This is a genomic window from Winogradskyella sediminis (genome assembly GCF_003387355.1).
Classification (GTDB): Bacteria; Bacteroidota; Bacteroidia; order Flavobacteriales; family Flavobacteriaceae; genus Winogradskyella; species Winogradskyella sediminis.
On sequence record NZ_QUNH01000003.1, the window covers coordinates 97,286 to 112,148 of the forward strand.

A 14,863-nucleotide genomic window follows, 5' to 3' on the forward strand; every position below is an offset into this window, starting at 1 on the left:
CATGACCTTCACAAACTCTCAAATACACGTAGAAGACTTACCTCATGTTGAAGATGTTGAATTAAAACCCATTTCTAAAGCGTATCTTAAAATTATTGTACTAAATACACTATTAGTTTACAGTATTATTTTTGCTGGCTTATTCGGATTAAAGTACCTTATTAAGGAAGAAGAGTTTCATGATAATTTTTGGTATGTGTTTTTAGGTGTTTTGGGATGTTGTATTCTTAATTTTATAATAGCCTTATTAGCATTTAAAAAACGAAAATATGCCCTTCGTGGTTTTGATGTCATATATGCAAAAGGTTTAATTGTACACGCTTTAACCACCGTTCCTATTTCTAGAATTCAACATGTTGAAGAATCACGCAGTTGGTTGGCACGACAATTTAATCTGGCTACATTAAAAATATTTACAGCAGGTGAAGCCGGAAGCGATCTCAGTATTAAGGGGCTTCCGCACTTAGAGGCCAAACGAATTAATGATTTTATAAGTTCTGAGGTGAATGGAAATAACTGATTTCTCACAACCTATAAGGCAATCTGTTAAAGGGATTATTGTCATTTTTGCGTTTAACTTAGTCACGTTTATTAAGAAGTTTTTTGTGCTTTTTATTGCATTTGGGGTTTCCATTCTTAGAAGTAAATCTATTGGAAACGTAACACCTATTATGATGCTTTTAGGATTTTTAGCGATACTAATCATTATCCTTGTTTACGCGATATTAAAGTACCTTAATTTTAAATTTCATATCAGTAATGACGATTTCCATTTAGCGACAGGGATTGTAAATAAAGACAATACCATCATTCCTAAATCGAAAATTCAGAATGTGTACATTAAACAAAATTTTCTACAACAAATTATTAATGTCGTTTCTGTAAAAATTGAAACTGCAGGAGATAAAAAATCTGAAATAGAAATTAGTGCTTTAGATAAACCAACAGCATTATTGTTAAAGAAAAAACTTTTCAGAAAAGCGCAAATTGAACTAAGCAATGACGAAGAGATCGCACTAACTGAAGAACCCGAAGTGTTTTTTAAAGTGACGCCAAAACGATTGCTATTAGAAGGCTTGTCTCAAAACCATTTTAAGAGTTTTTTACTAATTATTACGTTTGCTTTCGGACTGTATACTGAATTTAAAGATGTCTTAAAAGAATTAGAGTTAGAACAACATGTTGAAGGTTTTACAGAATTAGATGAAGCCACAATTTTTAATTTAATAATTACCAATGTTATTATTGTTATAGGTGTGGTATTAATTTCATTTTTGTTCTCAGTAGTGAAAACCTTTATAATTAATTTTAATCTCGAGGTTGTAGAACATCAAAAAACAGTAGAAATTAATAAGGGGCTTTTTAACAAAGTATCTTTGAGTTTAACGCCAAGTCGCATTCAAAATTTAGTTATAACGACGAATCGGGTTAAACAATTTTTTGGTTTACATACTTTATCGGTTAAACAAGCCATGGTGAATGTAAAGCAGCAAAAAAACTTCAAAATTGTTGCTTTAGAAAAAGATCAGCTGTCCTATCTAGTGAATAAGCTTTTATCTAATTACGAAGATAACGAAGGTGAAAAAGCTAAACCAAAACCTTACTATATGCGAATTTCAGCTCTTGAAATGTTAGTTTTTGGTGCGATTTTAAACAGTGTGTCCTTAGCCTTTTTTGGTATAAAGATGTTATGGATAAATGTGATGTTTTTGCCATTAGCCATTTTGTATGTATATGTTGCCTATAAAAAAGCGTATTATATTATTTCAGAGAATTTTGTTTCAATTGGAAGCGGTGTAATCGATACCACAACAAATGTTTTAGAAATTCATAAAATCCAAAGCGTTAAATTAAAACAGACCGTTTTTCAAAGACCACGAGATATTGCTTCAATCGTCATTTCAACCGCTTCAAAATCTGTAACTATTCCTTATATATCCAAAACAGAGGCCTTATCTATTTATAATTTCTTGTTATATAAGGTAGAATCTCAAGACCGAGATTGGATGTAAATCCTTATTTTCGCATAAAGAAAAAACAATTAGATATGTTAGTCGATTTTAATACGTTGCCAGAAGAATCTAGAGTTTGGATTTATCAAGCTAATCGTTCATTTTCAGAAGAAGAAATAGAACAACTAAAAGGACAACTCGATACTTTTATTGAAGCCTGGACAGCTCACGGAAAAGATCTTAAAGCCGGATATGAAATTGTTTATAAGCGATTTATTGTCATTGCTATGGACCAAAATCTAAATGCTGCTACAGGTTGCTCTATAGATGCGTCGGTTAATTTTATTCAACAATTAGAGCAACAGTACAATGTGGATTTAATGGATAAGATGAATGTGTCTTACAAACAAGGAGAATATATAGCGTATAAACCGTTGGTAGATTTTAAAAAAATGGCACAGCAAAAAGCTGTATCTAAAAATACGATTGTATTTAATAATTTGGTTACAAACATTGCGGAATTCAATGAGAATTGGGAAGTTCCTGCAAGTGAGAGTTGGCATAGTCGATTTATTAAATAATACGTATTTAAAAATTTTTATATATCAGATAGATTAGTCAAATTTACGTTCTACTAAAACGACAAATTTTTTATTGTGGCTACAGACATTTTCTTATTAAATATTTCAGGACAAGATAGACCAGGTTTAACTTCTAGTTTAACAAGTGTTTTGGCAGCATACGATGCTAAAGTTTTGGACATCGGACAAGCTAATATCCACGATACGCTTTCACTTGGTATTATGTTTGAAATTAAACAAGGTAAAAAGTCTTCAGCTGTACTTAAAGATTTATTGTTTAAAGCTTATGAACTTGGTATTAAAGCCAAATTTAAACCTATTTCACTAGAAGATTATGAAAAGTGGGTAAATCAGCAAGGTAAAGATCGTTATATCGTAACTATTTTGGGGGAAAAATTGGCAGCAGAACAAATTTCTGAAGTTACTAAAATCATTTCAGATAAGAGTTTAAATATAGATTCTATAAAACGATTAACCGGTCGTGTATCTCTAGTAAAGAAAGAAGAATATCCCAGAGCTTCTATCCAAATGTCTATTAGAGGTGAAATCGGAGATAAGACTGATTTTACACAGAAATTTATGGAAATTTCAAGAGAATTGGATGCCGATATTGCTTTTCAAGAGGATAATATTTTTAGACGAAATAGACGATTGGTTTGCTTTGATATGGATTCAACTTTAATTCAAACTGAAGTTATTGATGAACTTGCGGAATTAGCAGGAGTAGGTGAGCAAGTAAAAGCGATCACAGAATCTGCCATGCAAGGCGAAATAGATTTTAACGAAAGCTTTAAACAACGTATGCAGCTTTTAAAAGGACTTAGTGAAACCGTCTTACAAGAGGTTGCAGAGCGTTTGCCGATTACAAAAGGCGCAAAACGTTTAATAGATACTTTACATTATTACGGCTTTAAAACGGCCATACTTTCTGGAGGGTTTACGTATTTTGGACATTATCTTCAGAAAAAATTAGATATCGACTATGTATTTGCAAATCAGCTTGAAATTAAAGATGGTGCATTAACAGGTGGCTATCTTGGTGATATTGTAGATGGTAATAAAAAGGCTGAATATTTACAATTACTAGCAGACGAAATGGGTATTGATATCAGTCAAACCATTGCCGTAGGAGATGGTGCTAACGATTTGCAAATGCTTAACCTCGCAGGTTTGGGTATTGCGTTCCATGCCAAACCTAAGGTAAAAGATAATGCCCAAAGTTCTATTTCTAGTATAGGGTTAGATGGTGTGCTCTATTTGTTAGGTTATCACGATCGTCAAATTGATTTGTTATCTTAAACCAACACCTATATTGTCCATAATACAGGTTATAAAAGTATCTTAAAGTCTTTTTACTTCCTTTTAAATATGCTAATTTGGCACAATATTCGTTATGTTTTTTGTGTTCAACCTATAAACAATAAAAGATTGCTAATGCGTTACCTCGCCCTTATTCTTATATGTACTTGTTTTCAATTTAATTTTGGGCAAGATCATTTTAATAATCCTCTTCAATCTAAAGATCCTATTCAACAACAGAAATGGGTTGATAGTTTGTATACGTCTATGACTATTGAAGAAAAGATAGGGCAACTTTTTATGGTTCAAGTGTTTTCTGATAAAGGAAAAGCACACGAAGCCGAAATCGCAAAATTGATAAAAAATCAGCATATTGGTGGCTTAATTTATTCCAAAGGAGGCCCAATGCGCCAAGCAAAATTAAATAACGAATTACAAGCTGCATCAAAAATTCCATTGTTAGTTGGTATGGATGCTGAATGGGGTTTAAGTATGCGATTAGACTCTACTTATGCTTTTCCTTGGAATATGACATTAGGTGCTATAACAGATAATGGATTAGTAGAACAGGCAGGACGGCAAATAGGTGAACACTGCAAGCGTTTGGGTGTGCATTTTAATTTTGCACCTGCTGTAGATATAAATACAAATCCAGAAAATCCTATTATTGGTAATCGTTCTTTTGGAGAAGACAGAGACAATGTCACTGAAAAAGGATTAGCGTTTATGAGAGGCATGCAAAGTGCAGGTACTTTAGCTAATGCAAAACATTTTCCAGGTCATGGTGATACCGAAGAGGATTCACACTTAAAATTACCAACTATTAATTTTAGTGCCAAACGTATCGATTCTATTGAACTATACCCTTACAGAAAACTCATTAAGCAAGGTCTAGCAAGTGTTATGGTGGCTCATTTAAATGTACCAAGCTTAGAGACTCGACGCGATTTTCCGTCCTCTTTATCCAAGCATATTGTTACCGATATTTTAAAAGATAGCTTAGGCTTTAAAGGTTTAATTTTTACAGATGCTCTTACCATGAAAGGTGCCGCTGATTATGTTGAAAAAGGCGTTGATGGAACCAGAACAAAGAGTTTGATACAAGGAGGTGAAATTGATTTAATGGCATTTTTAGCGGGTAATGATGTGATGCTGATGTCTCAAGACCCAGAAAAAGGGATTGCTAAATTTGTAGAAGCCTATAATAATGGTACAATTACAGAAGAGCGTCTTGCACATTCGGTAAAAAAAATACTAATGGCTAAATACAAGGTGGGTTTACAGAACTATTCACCAGTCGGTATGTACAATCTAGTTGAAGATCTTAATAGAATTAAGGATGATGCCTTGTATGAAGAGCTTATGGAAAATGCCATAACAGTGGTAAAAAACTCCAATCAACTATTACCCCTCAGAGATTTAGAAACTAAGAAGATTGCTTATGTAGCATTAGGTGATGATAATGGTTCTCCATTTTTAGACGAATTAAAAAAGTACGCTAAGATACATGAGATAAAAGCTGATAAACTTGATGGTATCATATCAAAGCTTCAAAATTACAATACGGTTGTTGTGGGATACCATAAATCTAATGCCAACCCATGGAAAGGATTTAAATTTTCCCAAAAAGAGATGGCTTGGTTATATGAAATAGCAAGAACGAACACTATTGTATTAGATGTTTTTGCAAGACCATATGCTTTAAACGATTTACTTACGGTTGAAAATATCGAAAGTATTGTAATGAGTTATCAAAATAGTAAAATTGCTCAAGAAAAATCTGCACAATTGATTTTTGGAGCCATTTCGGCTAAGGGGAAATTACCAGTGAGTGCTGGTCAATTTTTTCCTGTAGGTACAGGTGAAGATTACAATTCTTTGATGCGTTTAAGTTACGGTCTCCCAGAACGTGTTGGTATGGATTCTCAACGGTTAAGCCGTATAGACTCTCTAGCAAACCGCGCAGTTAGTGAGAAAATGACTCCGGGAATTCAATTGATCGTAGCGCGTAGAGGTAAAGTTATTTATAATAAGAATTTTGGTTACCAGACCTATGAGAAAAAGAATAAGATTGGTTTCGATGATATTTATGATGTAGCTTCATTAACAAAAATACTTGCTACACTACCAGTATTGATGGAATTAGAAGAACAAGGCTCAATCTCATTAGATGATAAATTAGGGGATTTAATTCCTGAATATAAGAATACGAACAAGCGAAATGTGACCCTAAAAAAGATGTTGTCGCACTATGCACAACTCAAACCATGGATTCCATTTTATTATCCCACTCTAGATACGGTAACTAACAAACCAGACCCAAAATATTATAGAAAATCACGCACAGAAGGCTTTACGGTAGAGGTTACCAATACCCTTTTTATGCGAGATGATTATCAAGATTCCATTCAAAAAGTCATTCGAGATAGTGATTTATTATCGCGATTAAGATACCGTTACAGCGATTTACCGTATTATATTCTTAAAGGTTACCTTGAAGATTTTTACGCAAAACCCTTAAGTGAAATTGCAGAAGATCGATTTTATAAATCCTTAGGGGCTAATTATACAACGTACAATCCACGCGAAAAATTTAGCTTAAAGAACATTGTGCCAACAGAAATAGACAATTACTATCGCTACAAAAAAGTACATGGTTATGTGCATGATATGGGTGCGGCTATGCAAGGAGGAATAGGAGGACATGCAGGCGTATTTAGCAATGCTAACGATGTTGCCAAAATAATGCAGATGTACTTACAAAAAGGATTTTACGGTGGCAAACGCTACCTTAAAAGTGAAACCGTAGATAAATTTAATTATTGCTACTATTGTGGTGATAATAATAGGAGAGGTATTGGTTTCGATAAACCTCAGTTAGGAGATGAAGGGCCTACTTGTGGCTGTTTATCCATGACGAGTTTTGGACATTCAGGGTTTACAGGTACATACGCTTGGGCAGATCCAGAAGAAGATATTGTATATGTGTTTTTAGCTAATAGAACATATCCAGAAGCCGGAAAAAATCTATTGTTAAGAGAAAATATTAGAACTGATATTCAAGCTTTAATTTACGAAGCGATTATCGATTAATGATTAGACTACAAATGTGAAAACAATTGTAAGTTTTTAAATTTATTAAGACTATTAATTAAAATAGTATGTTTAGTTGTGTACCGTGGTGCTTTATGAGGCAGAATTCCTGTTTCACCTAGGACGATTAAACGTCATTTATATATTATAAACATGAAAATAGGAATAGTTTGTTACCCAACGTTTGGAGGGAGTGGAGTTGTAGCTACAGAATTAGGTTTAGAGCTTTCAAAACGTGGTCACGAGATTCATTTTATAACCTACAGTCAGCCTGTACGATTAGAATTGTTGAGTAATAATGTTCATTTTCATGAAGTTCATGTCCCAGAATATCCATTATTTCTTTACCAACCCTACGAACTCGCCTTATCAAGTAAATTGGTAGATATGGTAAAGTTGCACGGCATAGAATTACTACATGTGCATTACGCCATTCCTCATGCTTATGCAGCGTACATGGCGCAACAAATGCTAAAAGATGAAGGGATTTTTGTACCTATTGTAACGACTTTACATGGTACCGATATTACTTTAGTAGGTAGTCATCCGTTTTACAAACCAGCAGTAACCTTCAGTATTAATAAATCGAATGCTGTAACATCCGTATCTGAAAGTTTAAAGAAAGATACCATGCGTTTATTTAACATTAAGCGAGATATACATGTAGTTCCAAATTTTATCGATTTAGAAAAGCATACGCATAGTTTCACAGACTGTCAACGTGAAATGATGGCAGAGGATAGCGAACGTATTATTACTCATATAAGTAATTTCAGAGAGGTTAAGCGTATTCCAGATGTTATCAAAGTGTTTTATAATATTCAAAAAACCTTACCTGCAAAATTAATGATGGTAGGCGAGGGTCCGGAAAAAGAAGCAGCAGAACGTTTGGTTGAAGAATTAGGGATTACAGAACGTGTTATTTTCTTTGGTAATAGTAATGAAATAGACCGTATTTTATGTTTTAGTGATTTGTTCTTATTACCATCTCAAACTGAAAGTTTTGGTCTTGCCGCACTTGAAGCTATGGCTAGTGGAGTACCTGTAATTTCAACAAATACAGGAGGCTTATCGGAAGTTAATGATGATGGTTTTTCTGGTTACTTAAGCGATGTTAACGCTATCAATGATATGTCTAATAATGCCTTAAAGATATTAAAAGATTTAGAGACATTAAATAAGTTTAAAGCGAATGCAAAAGCGCAATCTCAGAAATTTGACTTGCACAATATCGTTCCAATGTACGAAACCATTTATGAGGAAACTCTAAAAGCGTTTTTGGTTCATTAAAAAAGCTAAAGACGTAAATAGCGTTAAAAGCCAGGTTTTATTTCAATTACCACATTTCACTTACTTCTTGTTTTATAAAAGCAAGTGCAGCATTACTTGGTGCAGGTTTGTCCATGAGTTCTGTTAGCACTACTTCACGAAGTTTATCAGCAGTATCCGTTTGCTCTTGTTGTGTGGCTTTTCTAATCATTTGAATCGTTGCATTTTTTGCGGCTTGCGTTATAGACCAACATTGATCACTTACGTAAATTTGTTGGGTTAAATTATGTTCAAATTCTTGTTCAATAGTTGCAATCAATAGGCTTTCATAATCTTCTTTATTAGCAGACGTCGGGTTAACTCTGGTGAGTAGTTTATTAGGAGCAATACGCTCTAAAAACAATGTCATACGTTCATAGGCTTGCAAACGCAAAGGGTAGGTTTCCTTTTGTAAATCTTTTTGCAATAAAAAATGTCTTCTATTGGTTTCATTTTCTATATGTTGCTTAAAGAAATAGTAAGCAATCGCACCAACAATTAATGCCGGAGCAATATTAAAAAGCAATTCTATAAGAGTATCAATATCCATTAAATAGATTTTATTGGGTTAAAATTATTTTGTTATTCATTAAGAGGCTACTGTGCCTTTGTGTAAATTCAATTTGGAATCTGTAAAGTTAATTTATTTTAAAGATTCTGAAAATTTATCCTTAAGACTATGAACTTAAAACCGAAAAAAATTGGAATTATTGCAGCAATACTCATCGTTATAATTATAATATTAACGCTAGTTGTAAATAAAATCGTTGAAAATAAAATAGCTGCTGCAATTCATAACCTACCAGAAACTTTTACACTGGAATATTCAACAATGAGCGTTCATATATGGTCAGGTAATTTAGAACTGTCCTCTCTTAATATGAAAATCACAGGAGAAACCACTAACAAAATAATTTTAGATGCGCAACTTGCGTCTGTTGTAGTAGAGGATATAAGTTATTGGGATTATTTAGTTAATAATGAAATCACTGTCGATAACCTCGCACTAGAAAGTGTGATTGCAAAATATCTTCATAACCCAGTTGTAAAAAATAAGGATTATGAAAAAGGTTTTTTAAGTGGTATAAAGCAAGTTGTAAATATTGGTAGTTTAGAAATCAATGATGCAGATGTATTAATTTCTGATTATGATACTAATAACGTTATTTTAAATACACCACATCTAGATTTTAAATTGGTAGAACTCAATATAAATCCCAACGCAAATACATCTAAAGAGAAATTTGATTTTAAAGATTTTACTTTAGAAATGACTCATTTAAAATGGGCGACTAACGCTTATGAAAATATGTTTGTAGAGTCTTTAAGTATTCATAAAACAAATGCCACTTTAAAAGGGTTTGAGTATAAGACAAAATATTCAAAATCAAAGTATTCTTCTATTCTAACAAAGGAAAGAGATCATTTTAATGTTACTATTAAAACGATGAAAATTTTTGATATGGATTTTGGATTAAATAAGGAAGAACAATTTTATTTTAAATCGAAATCTATAAAATTAAATACTCCAAATGCTGAGATTTATAGAGATAAATTAGTGGCTGACGATACAAGTTATAAACTACTTTACGGAACGTCATTACGACAATTAGATTTTGATTTGGGAATAGATAAAATTCAGATTGAGAACGGCAGTATATCATATTTAGAAAAAGTTAAGGCTGTTGAAAACGCAGGACGATTGGATTTTACGAACTTAAACGCAACCATTTCTAAATTAGGAAATAATTATGGTAATGCAGATACCACTATAAAGGTAACTTCAACATTTATGGAGAATTCGCCATTAGTAGTTGATTGGAATTTTAAAGTCGCTGATACAACCGATCAGTTTGTATTTAAAGCAGATTTAGGAGTGTTAAATGCGAGACAGATGAACCAATTTACCCAACCCAATCTTTATGTGGATCTTAAAGGTGAATTAAAGCAAACGTATTTTACAATTAGCGGTAACCCTAATCGTGGACGTATAGATTTAAAAGTAAAATATGATGATTTTGAAATAGCAGTGCTAAAGAAGAATGGTAAAGAGAAAAATAAATTTATCTCTACCATTGTTAACCTTTTTGTTTCTAAAGATAGTGATGATGAAAGGCGAAATTATAGATACGGTCAATCTGAAAACGTAGAGCGCGATGTCACTAAATCCGTTTTTAATTTTGTGTGGCTAAATATTAAAGCAGCTTTACTTTCGGCTATGGCTGGTGATGGTGAAAAGGATGATGAATGATGCTTTAATTGTGCTGCAATTTTAATTTATATAATGGTGTATCAATGCAAATTTTTAGTATTCACGAAAATGATATTTACGAGCTGTCCAATTTCAGCTGTTGGCTATAATGCTCCTTTTTTTGGCATTTCAGACTTGAGGAATGAAATAGAATAAGGTGAGTAGCATCAGTTAATATATCTTTAAAAAATTAATTTCTACTAAGATATTGAAATGTAATCAACTACGATTTTTGATAGTTTGTTTATAATTTATGGCGTTTCCATGAGGTAAACTATAAGAGTATCCGTAATTTTACTCCTTCAAAAAATTTTAACTTGGAAAAGTATCTCAGTCAACTTAATGACGCACAATTAGAACCCACAATTCAAGTCGATGGTCCTATGATTATCATTGCTGGTGCAGGTTCCGGAAAAACACGTGTGCTTACGTATCGTATAGCTTATTTAATGAGTAAGGGAATTGATTCTTTCAATATTTTAGCCTTAACCTTTACGAATAAAGCGGCCAAAGAAATGAAAAGTAGAATCGCTGATATCGTTGGCGAAAGTGAAGCAAAAAACTTGTGGATGGGTACATTTCACTCTGTTTTTGCAAAGATTTTACGTTTCGAAGGACACCATCTTGGTTACCCGAGCAATTTTACAATTTACGATACTCAAGATTGCCAAAAGTTAATCGGTTCTATTATTAAGGAAATGGGACTCGACAAAGATATCTACAAAACCAAACAAGTATTTAGTAGAATTTCATCTTACAAAAACAGTTTGGTTACTGTAAAAGCGTACTTTAAAAACCCTGAATTAATGGAAGCTGATGCAATGGCGAGGCGTCCTAAAATGGGTGAGATTTATGCTGCATATGTAGAGCGTTGCTTTAAAGCTGGTGCAATGGATTTTGATGATTTATTATTAAGAACCAATGAGCTCTTAACGCGTTTTCCTAATGTATTAGCACAATACCAAGATAAGTTTAGATATATTTTAGTAGATGAGTACCAAGATACTAACCATTCGCAATATTTAATTGTTAGAGCCTTAGCAGACCGTTTTCAAAATATATGTGTGGTAGGAGATGATGCGCAGAGTATCTACGCCTTCCGTGGTGCTAACATTAATAACATCTTAAATTTTCAAAAGGACTACGATGGTGTAAAAATGTTTCGCTTAGAACAAAATTACCGTTCTACAAAAAATATTGTTGGTGCCGCCAATTCGGTTATAGAGCACAATAAAACCAAATTAGATAAAATTGTTTGGACAGCAAATGACGAAGGTGAGAAAGTAATAGTTCACCGAGCGTTAACTGATGGTGATGAAGGAAGGTATGTCGCTAGTACTATTTGGGAAACCAAAATGAACGAACAATTACACAACAGTGATTTCGCTGTATTGTATCGTACTAATGCGCAATCTAGAGCCATAGAAGATGCATTGAGAAAACGAGATATTCCGTATAGAATATATGGAGGCTTATCGTTTTATCAACGTAAAGAGATTAAAGATGTTACGGCTTATCTGCGTTTAATTTTAAATTCTGCAGATGAAGAAGCGTTAAAACGGGTTATCAATTATCCTGCAAGGGGAATCGGTCAGACCACTGTAGATCGTTTGGTTGTTGCAGCGAATGCTACAGGAAAAACCATGTATGATGTAATGAAGGATATTGATTCGGTTAATATCAACATTAATAATGGTACAAAAAATAAACTGCGAGATTTTGTGACCCTAATTGAGAGTTACAAAGTGATGAATCAAACAGCTAATGCATTCGATTTAGCCGAGCATGTGTCTAAAACCAGTGGTTTAGTTAGGGAACTAGGCAAAGACGCAACTCCAGAAGGTGTCACTAAAATGGATAACGTTCAAGAGTTGCTAAACGGTATTAAAGATTTCGTTGAAGGACAAATGGAATTAGCTGATGCAGGTGATTCTTTAGCCGAATTTTTAGAAGATGTAGCTTTAGCTACAGATTTAGATGGAGATAAAGGAGATCCCGATCATGTGGCTTTAATGACAATTCACTTGGCTAAAGGATTAGAGTTTGGCCATGTCTTTATTGTGGGAATGGAGGAAGATTTGTTTCCAAGTGGCATGAGTATGAATACAAGAAGTGAGCTTGAAGAAGAACGTCGCTTATTCTACGTCGCTTTAACCCGAGCAGAAAAACAAGCGTATTTAACATATACACTTTCCCGTTACCGTTGGGGAAAACTGATAGACGCAGAACCTAGTCGTTTTATTGAAGAAATTGATGATCAGTTTGTAAATATTACAACACCTTTAAGAGAACGACAAAACCCAATGTTAGATCCGTCTATATTTGGAGATATTGAACCTAATAGAGTTAGGTTTGCAAAACCTAAAACAGCAAAACTTCAGAAAAAAGAATCCATGAAGAAACCTGAAAAATTTATAATTAGTACACCTAAAAAGTTAAAACGAGTAGCAAACGCTAAGCCTAGTGAGAATTCAAATTTAACCGACTCAAAATTAGCAGTAGGAAATACGGTTAATCATCAGCGTTTTGGTCGTGGTCAAGTCACTAAATTAGAAGGTTCAGGTGCAGATGCTAAAGCAGAAATTAAATTTCAGAATGGAGATACTAAAAATTTACTTTTACGTTTTGCAAAGCTAGAAATCTTAAGAACAAAGCAAGACTAAAGATGCGTTTCTATAAACGTTTGTAATTTTTGAGTGGTATCAAGTAGATTGAGACCTTCCCATCCATGACCTTCATCTGGATATAAGGTATATTCATGTATAACATGGTGTTCTTCTAGTTGTGTTCTCATTGCTGTGCCTTGTGAAATTGGAATCAAAGGGTCATCTCCACCATAAAATAATATAGTAGGAGGAACAGAAGAGGTGACTCTGTGATATGGACTGATCTCTTCTAAAAAAGCGATAGAATTATCTATTCCCAGAGAGGCTATAAACTGTTGCAGAATGCTATTATCACTTTCTAAGTAAGCCGGATCTGTAAAATTTGTAGGTCCAACTATACTAGCCACCATGTCAACCTGATGTGCTGTGTCAAATGCATAACTCCACAATAAAGATAGGTGAGCACCTGCGCTAACACCTATAAAGCCAAAATTTTCAGAAATAGTATAATGCGTTTGATTTGTGGTTAAATAGTTAACCACACTTGTAATATCATTAATTTGCATAGGATAAGGTGGCATGCTCTCGGTTGCCAATCGGTAATTCATATTCACAATAGCATAATCCGGCATTTGATCTTTGATATAAAGCTGAATATTAGTCATATTCGCTTTGTCCCCAGAAGTCCAGCCTCCACCGTGTACTAAAATAATAGTTTTAGTTTCAGCGGTTCTGTTTGCTGGTAAATACAAATCAAAAACTTGGTTGTCGTTATTACCGTATACTATATTTAATTCTTCATAGGCTTCCGAAGGATTTATAACGTCTGATTCAATAGTACTCGGGTTCTCAGAATTACATGAAACCATTATTAACGTGATTAATAAATGGAGGTATATAAATAATAGACGTTTCATATTGAAAAAAATATAGTTACTTTGTATAACGGTATTTGAAAGATACATATTATGGCAGAATTTATTAAAATATATCCGGAAAACCCTAATCCAAGAGAAATTCAAAAAGTAGTTAAGATTTTGAAAAATGGTGGTTTAGTAATCTACCCTACAGATACTGTCTACGGATTAGGTTGCGATATTACCAACCTAAAAGCATTAGAACGTATAGCTCAAATTAAAGGAGTTAAACTTGAAAAGTCTAATTTTTCGTTTGTTTGTAAAGATTTAAGTAACCTAAGTGATTACGTAAAACAAATTGACACCACTACTTTTAAAATATTGAAACGTGCCTTACCAGGACCTTATACTTTTGTTTTGCCAGGTTCTAAAAATTTGCCAAATCCATTTAAAAAACGAAAAACAGTAGGTATACGCGTGCCAGATAACTCTGTTGCTTTAGCTATAGTAGAAGCTTTAGGTAACCCAATTGTTTCAACCTCTATAAGAGATGACGACGATGTCTTAGAGTATACTACAGATCCAGAATTAATTCTTGAAAAATGGGATAGTTTAGTCGATGTTGTTATCGATGGAGGTTATGGTGATAATGAAGCTTCAACCATTATTGACCTATCCACAGATCCACCTGAAGTTATCAGAGAAGGTAAAGGTGGTTTAGAAATTTTTTAGTTGCTGACATACTCAATCATATAAGTTACTTTTTATATCCTTTAATCAAACTCCATAAATCTTGTTGGCACACATGCTATATTAAAGGGTGAGATAACCACAGAATTTGCTTTATTTTATTTTTGTAGTATTTTCTTACTAAAAATACCGTTTGTCGGATTTATTTGTTTTTTAAGGATGATTT

At 33.3% G+C, this 14,863-nt stretch carries 11 protein-coding genes; 9 read left to right on the plus strand and 2 right to left on the minus strand.

Annotation, left to right across the window (positions count from 1 at the left end; all coding sequences use genetic code 11):
• Position 1 precedes the first annotated feature (1 nt).
• The 6 genes from C8N41_RS13160 (at position 2) to bshA (ending at position 8,215) form a co-directional block, all read left to right on the plus strand.
• Positions 2-520 (plus strand): PH domain-containing protein, encoded by a 519-nt coding sequence (locus C8N41_RS13160; protein WP_115839611.1) that lies wholly within the window; start codon positions 2-4, stop codon positions 518-520.
• Positions 507-2,012, plus strand: a complete 1,506-nt coding sequence (locus C8N41_RS13165; protein ID WP_115839612.1) for a PH domain-containing protein — start codon at positions 507-509, stop codon at positions 2,010-2,012. Before C8N41_RS13160 ends, C8N41_RS13165 begins: the two co-directional genes overlap by 14 nt.
• A gap of 35 nt (positions 2,013-2,047) precedes the next feature.
• The gene (locus tag C8N41_RS13170; protein ID WP_115839822.1) at positions 2,048-2,533 is read left to right on the plus strand and encodes an ABC transporter ATPase; all 486 of its coding nucleotides are present in this window, start codon (positions 2,048-2,050) and stop codon (positions 2,531-2,533) included.
• A gap of 75 nt (positions 2,534-2,608) precedes the next feature.
• Positions 2,609-3,832 carry a phosphoserine phosphatase SerB gene (serB, locus tag C8N41_RS13175; protein WP_092443323.1) on the plus strand — a complete coding sequence of 408 codons (1,224 nt, stop codon included), beginning with the start codon at positions 2,609-2,611 and terminating at the stop codon, positions 3,830-3,832.
• A 135-nt stretch (positions 3,833-3,967) separates the two neighbouring features.
• Entirely contained in the window at positions 3,968-6,925 is a 2,958-nt protein-coding gene (locus tag C8N41_RS13180; RefSeq protein ID WP_115839613.1) for a glycoside hydrolase family 3 N-terminal domain-containing protein, read from the plus strand.
• A 153-nt stretch (positions 6,926-7,078) separates the two neighbouring features.
• Positions 7,079-8,215, plus strand: coding sequence for an N-acetyl-alpha-D-glucosaminyl L-malate synthase BshA (bshA, locus tag C8N41_RS13185; RefSeq protein ID WP_115839614.1), 1,137 nt, complete (start codon positions 7,079-7,081; stop codon positions 8,213-8,215).
• A gap of 46 nt (positions 8,216-8,261) precedes the next feature.
• Here the strand turns inward: bshA and C8N41_RS13190 are convergent, their stop codons facing one another.
• Positions 8,262-8,783: a DUF7935 family protein gene (locus C8N41_RS13190; RefSeq protein WP_092443317.1), complete on the minus strand. Its 522-nt coding sequence runs from the start codon at positions 8,781-8,783 to the stop codon at positions 8,262-8,264.
• A 129-nt stretch (positions 8,784-8,912) separates the two neighbouring features.
• Here C8N41_RS13190 and C8N41_RS13195 point away from each other — a divergent pair, with 129 nt between their 5' ends.
• Together C8N41_RS13195 and C8N41_RS13200 are read left to right on the plus strand one after the other, a co-directional pair.
• Positions 8,913-10,484: a hypothetical protein gene (locus C8N41_RS13195; RefSeq protein WP_115839615.1), complete on the plus strand. Its 1,572-nt coding sequence runs from the start codon at positions 8,913-8,915 to the stop codon at positions 10,482-10,484.
• 317 nt (positions 10,485-10,801) lie between these two features.
• Complete coding sequence (locus C8N41_RS13200; RefSeq protein WP_092443313.1) at positions 10,802-13,147, plus strand: ATP-dependent helicase; 2,346 nt, start codon at positions 10,802-10,804, stop codon at positions 13,145-13,147.
• On the opposite strand, the gene C8N41_RS13205 is transcribed toward C8N41_RS13200, so the two are convergent.
• A complete protein-coding gene (locus C8N41_RS13205) occupies positions 13,144-14,007 on the minus strand; it encodes an alpha/beta hydrolase (RefSeq protein ID WP_115839616.1) in 864 nt (287 codons plus the stop codon). The two genes, C8N41_RS13200 and C8N41_RS13205, sit on opposite strands and share 4 nt — an antisense overlap.
• A gap of 51 nt (positions 14,008-14,058) precedes the next feature.
• Here C8N41_RS13205 and C8N41_RS13210 point away from each other — a divergent pair, with 51 nt between their 5' ends.
• Positions 14,059-14,679 carry an L-threonylcarbamoyladenylate synthase gene (locus C8N41_RS13210; protein ID WP_115839617.1) on the plus strand — a complete coding sequence of 207 codons (621 nt, stop codon included), beginning with the start codon at positions 14,059-14,061 and terminating at the stop codon, positions 14,677-14,679.
• Positions 14,680-14,863: the final 184 nt, after the last annotated feature.